Below are 16,778 nucleotides of genomic sequence, written 5' to 3'. Positions count from 1 at the left end.
TGAGCGATGATTTTTGTTACGAACGACTTCGATCCGGGTCGCGCCCTGATTGACTATGCTTTGAGGACATACCAGGAAACGAGGGATTTATGGACGATCCAGTCGACAACAAGCCGCCGAGCTTCTGGCAGATGCTCCACAGTGTCATGGCAGCGGCGTTCGGGGTGCAGAGCGGAAAGAACCGGGCCCGGGACTTCACTCATGGCAAGCCCAGTCATTTCGTGATTCTGGGAATCCTGTTCACGGCGGTATTCGCGTTGACGCTGTTTGCCATCGTGAAACTGATAGTGCATCTGGCGGGGGTATGAACCTGCTTTTTTGATCAGTTCGCCGGGGCTTACAAGCAGAACGGGTAGCGGCGTCGGTCGGCCCGTGACCGATCAGTTGCACACGCTTGAAGAACTTCAATCGTCCGAGCCCCGGAAATTCACCGCGCGATAGCCAGCGAAGCCCTATAAAAACGGCCCTTATCATTCCGGCTTGCTCCGACAATCGTCGGGCGCCGGGCCCCGGACGGGGTCGTTTATTGATGGCTGACCCAGAACACCGCTGTGCCCACGACCAGGATAATCAGGAACAAAATCGCCCAAGCATCGACCGTGCTATCGCTTTTCCTTGCTTTGGTTGGATTGCTCATTGCATCGCCTCTTGTCGGTTTTATCGGTGATTGCATAAAGACTCGAGCACAGTTAAGACGATGATTGCCCGCACCACAAATGTGGGTTTTATCCTGGTGAGTTTCATTAGTCGTTTTGGTTCTTTGCATATACTCAAACATCACTTTTGCGCATAACTGCAAACTGGTATCTTGCGACGGCTCCGTTGGGAGTGCGCGGCCGTGCGCGCAGAATTGCCGAGGCTGTATCGGATGAAAGCCAGCGAAAACGCAGCTATATCCAAACCGGCCCAAGCCTGAGAACAGGACTTATATGTACGTATACGACGAGTACGATCAGCGGATCATCGAGGACCGCGTCAAGCAGTTCCGTGATCAGACCCGACGCTATCTGGCAGGCGAGCTGAGCGAAGAAGAATTCCGCCCCCTGCGCCTGCAAAATGGCCTTTATATCCAGCGCTTCGCGCCGATGCTGCGGGTGGCGGTGCCTTATGGCCAGCTCACTTCGCGCCAGACGCGAATGATGGCCAAAATTGCCCGCGACTATGACAAGGGCTACGCCCACATCAGTACCCGGCAGAACGTGCAGTTCAACTGGCCGGCCCTGGAAGACATCCCGGACATTTTGGCTGAACTGGCGACCGTGCAGATGCATGCGATCCAGACCAGCGGCAATTGCCTGCGCAACGTCACCACCGACCAGTTCGCCGGTGTCGCGGCCGACGAATTGATCGACCCGCGTCCATGGTGCGAAATTGTCCGTCAGTGGACCACCTTCCACCCGGAATTCGCTTACCTGCCGCGTAAATTTAAAATTGCCATCAACGGTTCGACGTCTGACCGGGCGGCCATTGAAGTCCATGACATCGGCCTTGAGCCCGTGCACAACGCCGCGGGCGAACTGGGTTTCCGTGTGCTGGTCGGTGGCGGCCTGGGCCGTACACCGGTGGTGGGCGCCTTCATCAACGAGTTCCTGCCATGGCAGGACTTGCTGAGCTATCTCGATGCCATCCTGCGGGTCTACAACCGCTACGGCCGTCGCGACAACAAATACAAGGCGCGGATCAAGATTCTGGTCAAGGCCCTGACACCTGAAGTGTTCGCGCAGAAAGTCGACGCGGAAATGGAACACCTTCGCGGTGGCCAGACCACGCTGACCGAGGCCGAAGTGCATCGCGTGGCCAAACACTTTGTCGATCCGGACTACAAGTCTCTGGACGATCAAGCGGCCGAACTGGCCGAGCTCGACAAACAGCATCCAGGCTTCGCCCGCTGGCGCGTCCGCAACACCCTCGCGCACAAAAAGCCGGGTTACGTCGCCGTGACGCTGTCGCTGAAGCCGACTGGCGTTGCGCCGGGCGACATCACTGACAAGCAGCTCGATGCCGTTGCCGACTTCGCCGACCGTTACAGCTTCGGTCAACTGCGCACTTCCCACGAGCAGAACATCATTCTGGCTGACGTTGAGCAAAGCCAGTTGTTCTCCCTGTGGAGCGAGTTGCGCGAGCAAGGTTTCGCCACACCGAACATCGGCTTGCTGACCGACATCATTTGCTGCCCTGGCGGTGATTTCTGCTCGCTGGCCAACGCCAAGTCGATCCCGATCGCCGAGTCGATCCAGCGCCGTTTCGACGACCTGGACTACCTGTTCGACATTGGCGAACTGGACCTGAACATCTCTGGGTGCATGAACGCCTGTGGTCACCACCACGTCGGCCACATCGGCATTCTCGGGGTCGACAAGAAAGGCGAAGAGTTCTACCAGGTTTCCCTGGGTGGCAGCGCCAGTCGCGATGCAAGCCTGGGCAAGATCCTCGGCCCGTCCTTCGCACAGGAAGCCATGCCTGACGTGATCGAGAAGCTGATCGACGTGTACATCGAACAACGTACCGAAGACGAACGCTTCATCGACACCTATCAGCGTATCGGCATCGACCTCTTCAAGGAGCGCGTCTATGCAGCGAATAATTAAGAACAACGAAGTCGTCGACGAAACCTGGCACTTGCTGCCGAAAGATTTCAACATCGACGAGATCAGCAACTGCGACGACCTGATCGTCCCGTTGCAACTGTGGCGCGAACACAGCCGTATGCTCAAGGCCCGCGATGGCGGCCTGGGTGTGTGGCTGGATGCCGATGAAGAAGCCGAGGAAATCGGTGATGACGTGGATCAGTTCCAGGTGATCGCCTTGAACTTTCCGGCCTTCACCGACGGGCGCAACTACTCCAACGCTCGCTTGCTGCGTGACCGTTATGGTTTCAAAGGCGAACTGCGGGCGATCGGCGATGTGCTGCGCGACCAGTTGTTCTACCTGCACCGCTGCGGTTTTGACGCGTTTGCGATTCGCGCCGATAAAGACCCGTACGAAGCCCTGGAAAGTCTCAAGGACTTCTCGGTGACCTATCAGGCCGCCACCGACGAACCGCTGCCGCTGTTCCGTCGCCGCTAAACACGCCGTCCAATAAAAAGCCCTGAATCGACAATACGGTTCAGGGCTTTTTTGTGTCGTGCGTAAACGATTACTACCAGAAGCGTTGCTGGGTCAATCGGCTCCACCAACTCAGTAATACGCGATCGATCGAACCGCTGGCCGCGATACCGATGCGCTCCTGCAGGCTTTTGCGTTCGGCGTAATGCAAGTGATAGAGCTCGGACTGCTTGGCGCGTTCGGCAAGGTACTCATCACTGGTCTTGAGTTCATCCACCAGTTGCTTGTCGAGCGCCGCCATGCCCAGCCAGATTTCTCCGGTGGCCACTTCGTCGATGGCCAATTGCGGGCGATAGCGGGAAACGAAGTTCTTGAACAGCTGATGGGTGATGTCCAGGTCTTCCTGGAATTTCTCCCGGCCCTTCTCGGTGTTTTCGCCAAACACCGTCAGGGTGCGCTTGTACTCGCCAGCCGTCAGTACCTCGAAGTCGATGTCGTGTTTTTTCAACAGGCGATTGACGTTGGGCAACTGTGCCACAACACCGATCGAGCCGAGGATCGCGAACGGCGCACTGATAATCTTCTCGCCGATGCACGCCATCATGTAGCCGCCACTGGCTGCGACCTTGTCGATGCACACGGTCAACGGCACGCCGGCTTCACGAATCCGCGCCAGTTGCGAAGACGCCAGGCCATAGCTATGAACCATGCCGCCGCCGCTTTCCAGGCGCAGCACCACTTCATCCTTGGGCGTGGCGAGGGTCAGCAGCGCGGTGATTTCGTGGCGCAGACTCTCAGTGGCCGATGCCCTGATGTCACCATCGAAATCCAGCACGAACACCCGTGGTTTGGCCTCGGGCTTTTTCTTTTGCTTTTTATCGGTTTTAGCCTGGGATTTGCGCAAGGCCTTGAGCTGATCCTTGTCGAGCAGGGTTTCCTCCAGGCGTTCACGCAGCCCTTTGTAGAAATCATTGAGTTTGCTGACTTGCAACTGCCCGGCCGACTTGCGCCGACCTTTGCTGCGCAACGCCGCAAAACTGGCCAGGACCACCAGAATGGCGATCACCAACGTCACGGTCTTGGCCAGAAAAATGGCGTATTCGAACAAAAGCTCCACATGGACTCCTTCAATCAATGCGCGGGTTAAACACGCGCGGGATAGCTCCAGCATACCCATCCGCCGCCCCTACGACCAGCCATGAAACCTCTGGCAACAGGCCTGTAACGGGCATTTCAAACAAGCGTATGTTTTTTCATTGACAGCTCACCGCCATCCTCATAACCTCGCCAAACCTTCAACGTACCGGGATGACGCGGACGTGGGCAGTATCTACTTGATTCGACATGGCCAGGCCTCCTTTGGTGCAGACGACTACGACGTCTTGTCGCCGACCGGTATTCGCCAGGCAGAAGTCCTCGGTCAGCACCTTGCCGAACTCGGTGTCAGCTTCGATCGCTGCCTGTCAGGCGACCTGCGCCGCCAGCAACACACCGCCAACAGTGCGCTGGAACAGTTCGCGGCCGTCGGCATGCCGGTGCCTGTCCTGGAAATCGATTCCGCTTTCAATGAATTCGATGCCGACGCAGTGATCCGCGCCCTGCTGCCGGCGATGCTGGAAGACGAGCCTCATGCGCTGGATATCCTGCGCAATGCCGCACAAAACCGTGCTGAATTCCAACGCATTTTTGCCTTGATCATTGAGCGCTGGCTTGCCGGCACCTACGACACACCGGGACTGGAAAGCTGGCTGGGCTTCGTCGATCGCGTACAGAGCGGTCTGCATCGATTGCTCGAACAAGCGGACAATACCCAGAAAATCGCCGTGTTCACCTCCGGCGGCACTATCACTGCCCTGCTCCACCTCATTACACAAATGCCCGCAAAACAGGCCTTTGAATTGAACTGGCAAATCGTCAACACCTCGCTCAACCTACTCAAGTTTCGTGGTCGCGAGGTGACCCTGGCTTCCTTCAACAGTCATGCGCACCTGCAACTGTTGAAGGCTCCGGAACTCATCACATTTCGCTGAGTCCGGACTACTTGTGACCCTGGCTGTAATCACCCAGCTCTTATTACCCAAGAAAGGATCGAACCATGACCTCCGTAGCTGATGCCGTACAAGCAATGAAAGCCAAGTTCAACCCAGCCGCTGCTGCCGGTCTGGACCTGGTATTCGGTTTCAACATCACCGACGAAGACAAGCACTACGCATTGATCGTCAAAGACGGTACTTGCGAAATCCAGGAAGGCGAAAACGCCGACGCCAACTGCACGCTGGTGCTGGACAGTGAAACCATGAAAGGCATCGTCAGCGGCGAAACCGACGGCATGCAGGCTTTCATGGGCGGCAAGCTACGCGTTGAAGGCGACATGATGCTGTCGATGAAACTGTCCGAGCTGTTCCCGGCCTAAGCACGCCGCTCCCGTCTTTCGGGAGCATGTCTGGCTGCAAATGAATCCCGCCCCTCGTGGCGGGATTCGTCGTTTTCGCCCTCGGAAAACGGCTATTTGTGGATTTGCCGACTATATTCCTTCTGGCCGCATGCGTCAGACATCGGCTGTTGATCCCCGCTTCTTTGTGAAGAACTTTGTGGAGAGCGCTGCCATGAGCCCACCTGACGAGCACAACGACTTCAGTCGTCGCCGCGTACTGCAAGGCCTCTCGGTAGGTGCCGTCGGTGCCTGGGTCAGCCCAATATTCGCAGGGAGTAAAGCCATGCCCGATACCCCAGCCGACCTGATTTTGTACAACGGACGCCTGCACACCGTTGACCGCAAGAAACCCCAGGCCAGTGCCGTCGCGATCAAGGACGGGCGCTTCGTGGTGGTCGGCAGCGACGCCCAGGCCATGGCCCTGCAAGGTCCCGGCAGCCAAATCATCGACCTGCATGGCCGCACGGTGATTCCCGGTCTCAACGACTCTCACCTGCACTTGATTCGTGGCGGCCTGAACTACAACCTCGAGCTGCGCTGGGAAGGCGTACCGTCTCTGGCCGATGCCTTGCGCATGCTCAAGGATCAGGCCGATCGCACACCAACGCCGCAATGGGTGCGGGTGGTCGGTGGCTGGAACGAGTTCCAGTTTGCCGAGAAGCGCTTGCCGACGATCGATGAATTGAACAAGGCCGCGCCAGACACCCCGGTGTTCGTTCTGCATCTTTATGATCGCGCCCTGCTCAATCGCGCGGCGTTGAAAGTGGTCGGCTACACGCGCGACACGCCGAACCCACCGGGCGGCGAAATCCAGCGCGATGCCAATGGCGAGCCCACCGGCATGCTGATCGCCCGGCCCAATGCGATGATTCTCTACTCGACCCTGGCCAAGGGACCGAAATTACCGCTGGAGTATCAAGTCAACTCGACCCGCCAGTTCATGCGTGAACTCAATCGGCTGGGCGTCACCAGCGCCATCGATGCCGGCGGCGGTTATCAGAATTACCCGGACGATTATCAAGTCATCCAGCAACTGGCCAAAGACCAGCAGCTCACGGTGCGCATTGCCTACAACCTGTTCACCCAAAAACCCAAGGAAGAGCTGACCGATTTCAAAAACTGGACCAGCACCTCCCATTACGGTCAGGGCGATGACTTCCTGCGGCACAACGGTGCCGGAGAAATGCTGGTGTTCTCGGCAGCCGATTTCGAAGACTTCCTCGAACCCCGCCCCGACCTGCCGCAGACCATGGAGCAGGAGCTGGAGCCGGTGGTGCGGCATCTGGTGGAACAGCGCTGGCCCTTCCGCCTGCACGCCACCTACAACGAATCCATCAGCCGCATGCTCGACGTGTTCGAGAAGGTCAACCGGGATATTCCGTTCGACGGTTTGCCATGGTTCTTCGATCATGCCGAAACCATCAGCCCACGGAACATTGAGCGGGTCAAAGCGCTCGGTGGCGGCATCGCCATCCAGGACCGCATGGCGTTCCAGGGCGAGTACTTTGTCGACCGTTACGGCGCGAAGGCGGCCGAAGCGACACCACCGATCGCACGCATGCTGGCCGAGGGTGTACCGGTGGGCGCCGGCACCGATGCCACGCGAGTCTCCAGCTACAACCCCTGGACTTCCCTGTACTGGTTGGTCAGTGGCCGCACAGTCGGCGGGCTGGCGCTGTACCCGCAAGGTTTGAGTCGGGATACGGCGCTGGAATTGTTCACCCACGGCAGCGCCTGGTTTTCTTCCGAACAAGGCAAGAAAGGCCAGATCAAAGTCGGACAACTGGCGGACCTGATTGCGCTGTCGGCGGATTACTTCCACATCGAAGACGAAGCCATCAAATGGATCGAATCAGTGCTGACCATTGTCGACGGCAAGATCGTCTACGGCACAGCCGAGTTCGAAAAACTGGGGCCTGCGCCTATCCCGGTCGTGCCTGAGTGGTCGCCGGTGGTGAATGTACCGGGGCACTGGAAACCCTTGGCGCCGCTGACGGCTCAGGTTCATCAATGCGTGGGCGCGTGCGCGGTGCATGCCCACAGCCACGAGCGGGCGCGGTTGTCGTCGGCACCGGTCAGTGACTTTCAAGGGTTTTGGGGGGCGTTCGGGTGTTCGTGTTTTGCGTTTTGATTGGGGCTTTGGGGCGCCGGTGAAGGCGTCCTGTTCAATCAGTGGTTTTTTTCACAGCTCTGGGGCAATGAGCTTCGGCGCCCTCTCAATCAACGCTGGCGCTGTTCAGCTTCATCCAGTTCCTTGAATATCCGAACGTACTCAGCGTCGGACTCCTGATTCGCATAAACCAGTGTTGCACTGTTGTCATCGATCAAATCCCCCGTCTGCGCGTCTCGGCTGAAAGCGATCACAAAACGTTTTTGATCCAGCTTGAGAAACAGATGGTAGAGATCGACCGGTTTGTCAGGCTTTTCGAATTTACTGATCCAGTAGCGGACTCGATGGCTGAGGGCTGGAGGCTGGTTAATCAATGAGTCTGTGTTCACTTCAGGGAAATCATACTCAAGTGCTACACCCGCAATAGCGACAAGGTCTTCATTCATGCGTTCGGTAATCGGCAGGGGCTTGTTGCGCAACATGGTTTCCACACTCGCTTCAGGAGGCGTACCCAAGATGCGACGGCGATACATTCCACTATCAAACCAACGGGTTGCATCGAAACGATTGTCGTCAGGACTCCAGATACCGTAATACATCATCACTTTTGAGGACATTTCGTCTTCCTTGCCAACGAGATCAAGACCAATAAGCACCGCCACCGCACATAGGCCTATTACGGAAAAAACATTCAATTTCTTCATGCAGGCGGTCATTTGGCGGGCTTGTATTCGCACAGCTTTTTAGGAACGCCGTCAGGTGTATTGCCAGACCGAACCCCATGAATAGCGCCTTCAGCATCTAATGGATACCCGAGTGTGTCCTTGTAGCGCTCCCTACCTTGGGCCTGCTTCAACAACGCGGCATCCCTTTCACTCAATGTTTTGACAGGAACTGCGGGCGCAGTCTCATTCGACAGTTGCGCATTGGCATCCTTCTGCGCCGCTCGATAAGCGCTCAAACGTCTCTGATAATCGCTAAGCTTTTTGCGGTATGCGCGGCTCGCAGCCTTATCGGCTTCCAGTTTGGCCGGTGCTTTTTCCACCGTCGCACGTTCCTCGTCGGTTCCGTAAGTCTGGTCATACAGACTACGCCGGGGGAATGCCCAAACCGCAGCTCCGGTCGCGTCCGCCATGACTTGCGCCAAGCTGAGCTCGTAGTGAGGATTTTCATTCTCTCCCACTTTCAAGTCTGCATTGATTCCCAACCCCGTCCGGCACGCATAGGAATAAATCTTTGCGCCATAGGCGAAGGCATCCGGTGTGAACATACGAGCCTGAGCATCACGCAACCGATAGCTATCGCGCTTATCGAGTTCGTATCCCAGCTCAATACTGCCCACGACACCATGAGAGAAAAAGTCCATCTGCTTGATCTCCCTGCCCCGGCGCTTTCGCGTGGCAACAAAGTCAACCAACTGTGAAATGGAGTCGTACTCGCGATACTCGGCACCGTAACGCTCGGTCACTATTTTTTTGACTTCGGCCAGCAGTTTTGGGTCGTACTCATCCTTGAATATAAAAAAAGCCCTTTGAATGGAATAGCTCTGCGTGGAGGGCGGATAGCTTTTGAGCTGACGAATTCCTTGATTGATGAAATTCATCATATTGCCACGTTGACCACGAATATTTGCCACAAGACTGATGTAAGACGCCCCCACCACCGTCACATAATCCTGCGCCAGCGTTCCCTTGACCTGCGTCGTCCCATGCTGATCGCTCGTTTTGCCCTGCTTCTTCTTTGGCGTTGCCACGCTTGCTCCTCCTTAGTAATCGATGCCCAGGGCATCCAGGTGAGCGGCGGCTTCCTTGCCCCATTGCACGACAACAGAGGTGGGCTCAGCGGTGAATACCCGTGCGGCGTTGCCGTGGTTGTCGGTGTGACCGACCAGGCGCTGGCCGTCGCCGGTTTCGATGCAATAGAGCATGTCGGGAATGGCGTCGCCTGTGGTCTCGTCGACCAGTTGAAAGCGTTCGCTGTGTTTGGGCACGGTGATGATCGGAGTGAACGGCGCGGCACCGACTTGTGTGCCGACGAACACATCGCCGGAGCCGGTGATGATCATGCCGCCATGGGCCGTGGCGCTGCCCAGAAAGGCGATGGGCTTGCCATTGATCAGGATGTTGCCGATACCTTCGGTCACGGTGTCGCCGCAGGCGGTGGTGTCACCGACACGCAAGACCGGCATGCCGTTGATGTTCACGTTGGGTGAACCGCTGGTGCTGGGGTTGGTGCCATGACCGGTCACCGGGCAGGCATTGAGATCGCTGAGTCGAGCGGCAGGTTTGGCCATCATCTACATCCATGTATGAGCTTGGACGCGGAATTTACCGGATAGACGGGATTGTTGATAGGGCTAATGCCCGATGCCTGGCGTACGAAAAGCGGTTCACTCGCCTGCCTTCACACCGCCAATGAAACACCCGCTGACACAAGCTTGACCTCGATCAGTTGTTCTCTTCCCCGCAATCACTACTATCACGCTTCCATCGAAGGCCACGGACGGCTCATTGGGAGCCTGCGGCCCGTCATTCTCAAGGAAGAGTCAATCGTGCGGTCATTGAAAATCATTCTGCTGGCGTCAGCGTTCAACGGCCTGACCCAGCGGGCCTGGCTGGATTTGCGTCAGGCCGGCCACTCGCCCAGCGTGGTGCTGTTCACCGACCAAGAGGCGGTGTGCGAGCAAATCGAACACTCGGGCGCCGATCTGGTGATCTGCCCGTTCCTCAAGGACCGGGTACCACAACAGTTATGGAGCAACCGCCAACGTCCCGTGGTGATCATTCATCCGGGCATTGTCGGCGACCGAGGCGCCAGTGCGCTGGATTGGGCGATCACCCGTGAACTCAACCGCTGGGGCGTGACTGCGTTGCAGGCGGTGGAAGAAATGGATGCCGGGCCGGTCTGGGCCACTTGTGAATTCAACTTGCCTCAAGGCTTGCGCAAATCCGAGTTGTACAACGGGCGCGTCAGCGATGCGGCGATCTCCTGCATCCACGAAGTGGTGGAAAAATTCATCGACGGTTTCGTGCCGGTGCCCTTGGATTACAGCCAACGCCATGTGATTGGCCGCTTGCAGCCGAACATGAAACAAGCTGACCGATCCTTCAGCTGGCACGACAGCTCACACTTCATCAAACGCTGCATCGACGCCGCCGACGGCCAGCCCGGCGTATTGGCGAGCCTGGCCGGCGGTCAGTATTACCTGTACGACGCTCACCTGGATTCGCGCAGCGGCACGCCGGGAAAGATTCTCGCGGTGCACGACGACGCGGTGCTGGTGGCGACCGGCGATACCAGCCTGTGGATCGGTTCGTTGCGACGCAAACCCCGGCCCGGTGAAGAAACCTTCAAGCGCCCGGCCCGGCATGTGCTCGCCGAACAGCTGGCGCAAGTACCTACCCTTGATTGGTCGATCGCCTCCCATCCCTTCAACAACGAAAGCTATCAACCGATCCGTTATCGCGAATCCGGCCATGTCGGCGAACTGACCTTCGAGTTTTACAACGGCGCGATGAGCACCGAACAGTGTCAGCGCCTGATAGAGGCCCTGCGCTGGGCCAAGTTGCGGGACACCCAGGTGCTGCTGATCAAGGGTGGGCGCGGCAGTTTCTCCAACGGCGTGCACCTCAACGTGATCCAGGCTGCAGCGGTGCCGGGGCTGGAAGCCTGGGCCAATATTCAGGCGATCGATGACGTCTGCCAGGAACTGCTCAGCGCCCGGCAACTGGTGGTCAGCGGCTTGACCGGGAATGCCGGGGCTGGCGGCGTGATGCTGGCACTGACTGCCGATATTGTCTTGGCCCGGTCCGGTATCGTGCTCAACCCTCATTACAAGACCATGGGCCTGTACGGCTCCGAGTACTGGACCTACAGCCTGCCCCGCGCCGTCGGCCAGGCCATGGCGCAAAAGCTCACTGAAGACTGTCTGCCGATCAGCGCCACGCAGGCCTTGCAACTGGGCATGGTCCAGGAAATCGGCCCACGCTGCCCCGACGAGTTTGGCCTGTGGTTGTTGCAGCGGGCCAATGGTGCGTTGAGTGATCCGGCGTATCAGGCGATACGTGAGCGTAAAAGCCAGTTCGATATTCAACTGGCGCAACACTGTCGTAATGCCGAACTGGAAGAGATGGAGCTGGACATGGTGCAGAACCGCAAACAGTTTGCCGAAAAATGCCGAAATTTTGTGTTCAAGCGCAAGGCGTGTGGCTCGCCCCAGCGGTTGGTGGCCGATTGGGCGGTGGTGAAGGAGATTGAGCTGGCCGGCTGATCGGTAGCGATCTTTTGATTTTGCTTTCTATCCGCTGGCGGCGCCTGCTCTTACAATGCCCACACCTCCCGCATCGGCCTGCCCATGGACATCGACCTCGCCCGCACCTTTCTGGAAATCGTCCGCCACGGCAGCCTGGCCGCGGCCGCCGAAAAGCTGCATGTCACCCAGACCGCCATCACCGCACGCGTGCAAAAGCTCGAAAGTCAGTTGGGCAGCACGCTGTTCGTGCGCAACCGCGCCGGGGCGCGCCTGACACCGAACGGTGAGGCCTTTGTGATTTACGCCAATCAATTGGTGCAAACCTGGGATGCCGCGCGCCGGGACTTGCCGCTGCCCGAGGGCTACCGCGACGTGCTGCACATCGGCGGCGAGGTCAGTCTGTGCAACCCGTTGATGCTCAGCTGGGCCGGCGAATTACGCGAGAAAATCCCCAGCCACGCCCTGCGCATGGAAATCCGCGACGGCGAAAACCTGCTGCGGCAACTGGAGCTGGGGGTGCTGGATGCGGCGCTGGTCTATCAACCCGAGTATTGGCCACGCCTGCAAGTCGAGCAGGTGCTGGAAGAAAAACTCATTCTGGTACGCCTGGCCAGCCAGCCCGATCCGTATGTGTATATCGACTGGGGCCCGGACTTCCGCCGTCAGCACGATGCCGCGCTGCCGGAAAAAGCCAAGGCAGCCCTGAGCTTCAACCTCGGCCCGCTGGCCTTGCAATACATCCTGGAAAACGGCGGCAGCGGTTATTTCCGCACTCGCGTGGTCCAGAGCTATCTGGAAAGCGGTGTGCTGGAGCCAGTGCCCAAGGCGCCGGAGTTCAGCTATCCGACTTACCTGGTTTACTCCCGGGACCGCGATTCGGCGACCCTACAACGAGCCTTTGACTTACTGCGTGAAGTGATCAAATCAGACGACGATTGGTCCCAACGCTGGAACCCCTTGACCTGACGCCAGGCGCCTTGCACCGGAGCATGGCGCATGTGGCCTCAAGGTTGGGCCAGCCTCTGCGGCGGGATCGACTAATCTGCTGGTGGTAACAATAACCACAGGTGAACGCAGTGAGGCAGACCACCGAAGCATTTCGCGCGCGCTACCGTGCCGATATTCATCCGCTCTACAACCCTTGGCTGCATGGCGGCTTTGTGTTGCTGTTCGGGTTGCTGGCCATCGGCGTGTTCTGGAGCACCGTGCATCAGGTACACCCCTTGGAATGGCTGACGGTACCGCTGACCTTGCTGTTCTTCAACTTCGGCGTTTATGTCGTACATCGGCATCTGGGGCACCACAAAAAGCGTCTGGCGCGAATGTTCTATGCCCGTCACGCGGGTGACCATCACAGCTTTTTCACCCCCGGCCACATGACCTATGACAATGCACGCGACTGGCGGGTGATTCTGTTTCCGGCCTGGCTGATTGTGTTGCACACCCTCCTCATTACCGCGCCCGCCTGGTGGCTGCTGGCTCAGCTCAATGACAACGTCGCGGGGCTGTTCGGCGGTTGCATGGTCCTCGGTTACCTGACTTATGAGGTGTTCCACGCTTGCGAACATCTACCACCCGGCAACCCGTTGACACGTCTGCCGTGGATTCGCCAGATGCGCCGTCTGCATGAACTGCACCACCGCCGCGAGCTGATGCAGGAGCGCAATTTCAATATCGTGTTTCCACTGATGGACTACTTGTTCGGCACCTTGTATTGGGAGTCGGAAAAAGCGTCCCCGCACCTGACGAGAATGCCCATGACCCGCCTGCAGCACGTGGTCGACATCGCAGGAAATCCGCTCGCCGTGCTCGCCTACGCCAGCACCGCGACACTTTGGCCGCAGTGGCATCCGTCCTCTCTCAAGGTCGATGGCCAGAGCGGCCCGCTGTATGCCGGAGCGCGGTTCGAGGAAGACATTCGGGCCGGCGGGCGTGAGGGACATTTGAGTTGGGAAGTCGACGAATACTTGCCCGGCCGTCGCTGGAGCGCTCGGGCCCGGGACGATCATGGGCTGTCGTTGGTGTTGACTTACGAGTGCGAGGCTTTTGGCGATGGCACACGGTTTGTCCGCACCCTGGAATATTGCTTCAGCGGTGTACTGATGCGCATCGCCAATCGATTGTTGCTCAAGCGGCGCATTGAGCGTGAATCGGCGCAATCGATGCAGGCGTTACGGGAGATAGCGCAAAAACATCTGGCCTCGACAGGAGTCATCGCGTGAAAAGAGCCCTCAGGTTTCGGTATTTATTGTTGCTGCTGATCATCGTGATCGGCGGCTTCTTGCTGTTATTACCCACCAAGGTCCAACCGATTGCCTGGACACCGTCACCGGCGCCCTCCCTCATCGATGGCATCTACACAGACAATCAGCGCCTCAAAGGCGTGGAACGTGTCGGTGCTGCTGACATCGACGGCCCGGAGGCATTGCTGCTGGAAGACAACATCCTCATCACCGGCCTGCATGACGGCCGATTGATTAGCACCAGCCTCGACGGCAATACCACCAAGGTGCTGGCCGATACCGGTGGCAGGCCATTGGGCCTGGCGCGCCATCCCAATGGCATGCTGGTAATCGCCGACGGGGTCAAGGGTTTGCTGTCGCTCGATGCACAGGGCCGTGTGATTGCATTGAGCACCACCGCCAATAACGTGCCCTTCGGCTTTACCGACGACGTGGTCATCGACAAGTCAGGGCATTACGCCTATTTCAGCGATGCGTCCAGCCGATGGGGTTACGGCAAGGATGGCGAGGCGATCATCGAGCACGGCGGCGACGGCCGATTGCTGCGATATGACTTCCAGACAGGCAAAACGACGGTCCTGCTGGATAAACTGGAGTTCGCCAACGGCGTAACCCTGGGGCCTGACGACGCGTTTGTGCTAGTCAACGAAACCGGCGCCTATCGCATCAGCCGCTATTGGCTGACCGGGCCGAAAGCCGGGACCCACGATCTGTTCATCGACAATTTGCCAGGGCTGCCGGACAACCTGGCATTCAATGGCCGCGACCGTTTCTGGGTGGCGCTGTATGCCCCGCGCAATGCATTGCTCGACGCCACGGCGCCCTACCCGCTGATACGCAAAATGATCGTGCGTGCGATGACGATCCTGCCCATACCGGTGGAGAACCGCGCCTTCGCCCTCGGCCTGGACCTCGACGGTCAAGTGATCGCCAATCTACAGGACGCCAGCAGCGGCAACTACTCTCCCATCACCACCGTGCGCGAGTATGGAGACTGGTTGTATCTGGGGTCGCTGAAAGCGCGGCACATGGCGCGGTTGCCGTTGAGTACGGCATTGAAGTAGGCGTGCAGCCAAAAAGATCGCAGCCTTCGGCAGCTCCTACGGGTTCGGGTGCATCCGCAAGATCACGGTGCGCGCGGTTAACTGTGGGAGCTGGCGAAGGCTGCGATCTTTTGGTCTTGAATCACCGCGGATCCATCTCACCATCGCGTACCGAATTGTCTGTCTCTTCGCGCACTCGCTCCGGGTCGATGTCGGTGACGTCATCCTGTTCCAGAGGCGTTATGTCCTCATTGTCCGGCAATTCATCAATGCCCGGTTCATCCTCGGGGTTGACGGTGGTGCGCCCCGGGCTCAGGGGGTCCGGATGTTTCGGAATCGGGTCATAACCGCCCTGTTTTTCGCTGGGGTATTTTTCTTTATCGGGAAAGTCTGAAGGGGGCATGGGGCACCTCGCATGGGCCGCAAAGTCGGCTCTGATCGTTCGAGGTGCCGGTATTTGTCACGTTCCACTTTTTCAGTCACCGGTCGTCGGTGATTTGCCATGGATGTCAGGATGGCGTCTGGAGTCGTTCAACGATCTTGTTCTTAACCAGCACGCGCTTCTCCTTGAGCTTCTTCAATTCGTCATCGCTGAGTGCATTCGATTGTCCAGACTCGGCTTTCACCACTTCCGCGTCCGTCTGGGAGTACTTGTTGAGCAGTGAATCCAGTAACGGATCCTTGGTGCGTTTTTGCTGGATCTCTTCCTTCGTGCAGCGCAAATCCTGATAAAGGTCATGAGTCACCGGCATGGAACACCTCCGTTGGTTAATCGGTAGCGAACGCGATCAATTGCGTTCACCAGCTATCAGAATGGCCTTGCATAGGGTGTTCTGTCGACCGTCTATCAGACCAACGGTGTCCGTTCGTCGTCCTGTCGCAAATGCGATAAAACCTTTGCCCGATCGTCTGCCTCCATTGATTAACGATCACCTGGATCGCCCATAAAACCTGTGTGGAGAATGACCGATGGACGGATTCAATCTGCGTCACCTCGCCCTGGCCGTAGCCTTGAGCACCGGCATGGGCACGGCCTTTGCCGCCACTTCCAACGACTTCGTCGATGACGCGGCCGAGGGTGGCATCGCGGAAGTCGAGACCAGCAAACTGGCCCTGGAAAAAAGCTCATCAGCCGACGTCAAGGCGTTCGCCAATATGATGGTCACCGATCATTCCAAAGCCAATGAAGAGCTGGCAGCCCTGGCGAAAAAGCACGACATCGAGATGCCGGACACCACAACGGTGGTCAAACAGGCCAAGGAAAAAATTCTCGACTTGCGCGATGAGTCCTTCGACAGGGCCTATGCCAACAATCAGGTGAAGGCTCACGAGGAAACGATTGAACGGTTCAAAAAACAAGCCAACACAGTAACGGACGACGAAACCAAAGGCGCCACCGATCTCACGGCCTTTGCAAAAAAAATGCTGCCTACGCTGGAAAAACATCTGGATATGGCGAAAAAACTTCAGGCAGCTCATCCCGATAAATAATCTCCACAGGAACAAGGCTTGCCCGGTGATCGCTCATCGCGGGTAAGCCTTGATGCCGGTCGGTTAGTCCCCTGTAGGAGCGAGGCTTGCCCGCGAACAAGAACCCCCGCGTGTGTATCAGGTACTCCGCGTCATCGTTCTTCGCGGGCAAGCCTCGCTT

General features: G+C 57.9%; 17 protein-coding genes. 11 read left to right on the top strand and 6 right to left on the bottom strand.

Going from position 1 to position 16,778, the window contains the following annotated elements:
* Positions 1–89: 89 nt before the first annotated feature.
* The 3 genes from FHW68_RS07485 (at position 90) to FHW68_RS07475 (ending at position 3,066) form a co-directional block, all read left to right on the top strand.
* On the top strand, positions 90–308 hold the full coding sequence (locus FHW68_RS07485; RefSeq protein ID WP_095631927.1) for a DUF2970 domain-containing protein: 219 nt from the start codon (positions 90–92) through the stop codon (positions 306–308).
* Between the two features lie 621 nt (positions 309–929).
* Positions 930–2,588: a nitrite/sulfite reductase gene (locus tag FHW68_RS07480; RefSeq protein WP_095631926.1), complete on the top strand. Its 1,659-nt coding sequence runs from the start codon at positions 930–932 to the stop codon at positions 2,586–2,588.
* Positions 2,572–3,066 (top strand): DUF934 domain-containing protein, encoded by a 495-nt coding sequence (locus tag FHW68_RS07475; RefSeq protein ID WP_095631925.1) that lies wholly within the window; start codon positions 2,572–2,574, stop codon positions 3,064–3,066. Before FHW68_RS07480 ends, FHW68_RS07475 begins: the two co-directional genes overlap by 17 nt.
* A 73-nt stretch (positions 3,067–3,139) precedes the next feature.
* Here FHW68_RS07475 and sohB read toward each other — a convergent pair whose 3' ends face one another.
* Positions 3,140–4,162, bottom strand: a complete 1,023-nt coding sequence (gene sohB, locus FHW68_RS07470; RefSeq protein ID WP_095631924.1) for a protease SohB — start codon at positions 4,160–4,162, stop codon at positions 3,140–3,142.
* A gap of 202 nt (positions 4,163–4,364) precedes the next feature.
* Between sohB and FHW68_RS07465 the strand changes: the two genes are divergently transcribed.
* From FHW68_RS07465 to FHW68_RS07455, 3 genes are all read left to right on the top strand, one after another.
* Positions 4,365–5,075 carry a histidine phosphatase family protein gene (locus FHW68_RS07465; RefSeq protein WP_183679634.1) on the top strand — a complete coding sequence of 237 codons (711 nt, stop codon included), beginning with the start codon at positions 4,365–4,367 and terminating at the stop codon, positions 5,073–5,075.
* A gap of 65 nt (positions 5,076–5,140) precedes the next feature.
* Positions 5,141–5,458, top strand: a complete 318-nt coding sequence (locus tag FHW68_RS07460; protein ID WP_095631922.1) for an SCP2 sterol-binding domain-containing protein — start codon at positions 5,141–5,143, stop codon at positions 5,456–5,458.
* A gap of 304 nt (positions 5,459–5,762) precedes the next feature.
* Positions 5,763–7,610, top strand: a complete 1,848-nt coding sequence (locus FHW68_RS07455; protein ID WP_183679951.1) for an amidohydrolase — start codon at positions 5,763–5,765, stop codon at positions 7,608–7,610.
* A gap of 89 nt (positions 7,611–7,699) precedes the next feature.
* On the opposite strand, the gene FHW68_RS07450 is transcribed toward FHW68_RS07455, so the two are convergent.
* The 3 genes from FHW68_RS07450 to FHW68_RS07440 are packed head-to-tail and all read right to left on the bottom strand — an operon-like array spanning position 7,700 to position 9,882.
* Positions 7,700–8,293: a hypothetical protein gene (locus FHW68_RS07450; protein ID WP_143517841.1), complete on the bottom strand. Its 594-nt coding sequence runs from the start codon at positions 8,291–8,293 to the stop codon at positions 7,700–7,702.
* A gap of 8 nt (positions 8,294–8,301) precedes the next feature.
* Complete coding sequence (locus tag FHW68_RS07445; protein WP_183679632.1) at positions 8,302–9,342, bottom strand: hypothetical protein; 1,041 nt, start codon at positions 9,340–9,342, stop codon at positions 8,302–8,304.
* 12 nt (positions 9,343–9,354) lie between these two features.
* Complete coding sequence (locus FHW68_RS07440) at positions 9,355–9,882, bottom strand: PAAR domain-containing protein (RefSeq protein ID WP_095631919.1); 528 nt, start codon at positions 9,880–9,882, stop codon at positions 9,355–9,357.
* A 258-nt stretch (positions 9,883–10,140) separates the two neighbouring features.
* On the opposite strand from FHW68_RS07440, the gene FHW68_RS07435 reads away from it, so the two are divergent.
* The 4 genes from FHW68_RS07435 (at position 10,141) to FHW68_RS07420 (ending at position 15,148) form a co-directional block, all read left to right on the top strand.
* Positions 10,141–11,859: a hydrogenase maturation protein gene (locus FHW68_RS07435; protein ID WP_183679630.1), complete on the top strand. Its 1,719-nt coding sequence runs from the start codon at positions 10,141–10,143 to the stop codon at positions 11,857–11,859.
* A gap of 84 nt (positions 11,860–11,943) precedes the next feature.
* Positions 11,944–12,807, top strand: coding sequence for a LysR family transcriptional regulator (locus FHW68_RS07430; RefSeq protein ID WP_095631917.1), 864 nt, complete (start codon positions 11,944–11,946; stop codon positions 12,805–12,807).
* A 110-nt stretch (positions 12,808–12,917) separates the two neighbouring features.
* Entirely contained in the window at positions 12,918–14,063 is a 1,146-nt protein-coding gene (locus FHW68_RS07425) for an SRPBCC family protein (RefSeq protein WP_095631916.1), read from the top strand.
* On the top strand, positions 14,060–15,148 hold the full coding sequence (locus FHW68_RS07420; protein WP_095631915.1) for an SMP-30/gluconolactonase/LRE family protein: 1,089 nt from the start codon (positions 14,060–14,062) through the stop codon (positions 15,146–15,148). The genes FHW68_RS07425 and FHW68_RS07420 overlap by 4 nt, the downstream gene beginning before the upstream one ends.
* 121 nt (positions 15,149–15,269) lie before the next feature.
* Here the strand turns inward: FHW68_RS07420 and FHW68_RS07415 are convergent, their stop codons facing one another.
* Positions 15,270–15,530 carry a hypothetical protein gene (locus tag FHW68_RS07415; protein WP_095631914.1) on the bottom strand — a complete coding sequence of 87 codons (261 nt, stop codon included), beginning with the start codon at positions 15,528–15,530 and terminating at the stop codon, positions 15,270–15,272.
* A 106-nt stretch (positions 15,531–15,636) separates the two neighbouring features.
* A complete protein-coding gene (locus FHW68_RS07410) occupies positions 15,637–15,879 on the bottom strand; it encodes a hypothetical protein (RefSeq protein ID WP_095631913.1) in 243 nt (80 codons plus the stop codon).
* Positions 15,880–16,096: 217 nt separating this feature from the next.
* On the opposite strand from FHW68_RS07410, the gene FHW68_RS07405 reads away from it, so the two are divergent.
* On the top strand, positions 16,097–16,618 hold the full coding sequence (locus FHW68_RS07405) for a DUF4142 domain-containing protein (RefSeq protein WP_095631912.1): 522 nt from the start codon (positions 16,097–16,099) through the stop codon (positions 16,616–16,618).
* The last annotated feature ends 160 nt before the right edge of the window (positions 16,619–16,778 follow it).

Source organism: Pseudomonas sp. Tn43, assembly GCF_014192635.1.
Lineage (GTDB): Bacteria > Pseudomonadota > Gammaproteobacteria > Pseudomonadales > Pseudomonadaceae > Aquipseudomonas.
This window is presented reverse-complemented; position numbering and strand designations above follow the sequence as displayed.

Coding starts and splice junctions, on each gene's coding strand:
- FHW68_RS07485 (WP_095631927.1), top strand. CDS start 90: ATGGACGATCCAGTCGACAACAAGCCGCCGAGCTTCTGGCAGATGCTC.
- FHW68_RS07480 (WP_095631926.1), top strand. CDS start 930: ATGTACGTATACGACGAGTACGATCAGCGGATCATCGAGGACCGCGTC.
- FHW68_RS07475 (WP_095631925.1), top strand. CDS start 2,572: ATGCAGCGAATAATTAAGAACAACGAAGTCGTCGACGAAACCTGGCAC.
- FHW68_RS07460 (WP_095631922.1), top strand. CDS start 5,141: ATGACCTCCGTAGCTGATGCCGTACAAGCAATGAAAGCCAAGTTCAAC.
- FHW68_RS07455 (WP_183679951.1), top strand. CDS start 5,763: ATGCCCGATACCCCAGCCGACCTGATTTTGTACAACGGACGCCTGCAC.
- FHW68_RS07450 (WP_143517841.1), bottom strand. CDS start 8,293: ATGAAGAAATTGAATGTTTTTTCCGTAATAGGCCTATGTGCGGTGGCG.
- FHW68_RS07440 (WP_095631919.1), bottom strand. CDS start 9,882: ATGGCCAAACCTGCCGCTCGACTCAGCGATCTCAATGCCTGCCCGGTG.
- FHW68_RS07430 (WP_095631917.1), top strand. CDS start 11,944: ATGGACATCGACCTCGCCCGCACCTTTCTGGAAATCGTCCGCCACGGC.
- FHW68_RS07415 (WP_095631914.1), bottom strand. CDS start 15,530: ATGCCCCCTTCAGACTTTCCCGATAAAGAAAAATACCCCAGCGAAAAA.
- FHW68_RS07410 (WP_095631913.1), bottom strand. CDS start 15,879: ATGCCGGTGACTCATGACCTTTATCAGGATTTGCGCTGCACGAAGGAA.
- FHW68_RS07405 (WP_095631912.1), top strand. CDS start 16,097: ATGGACGGATTCAATCTGCGTCACCTCGCCCTGGCCGTAGCCTTGAGC.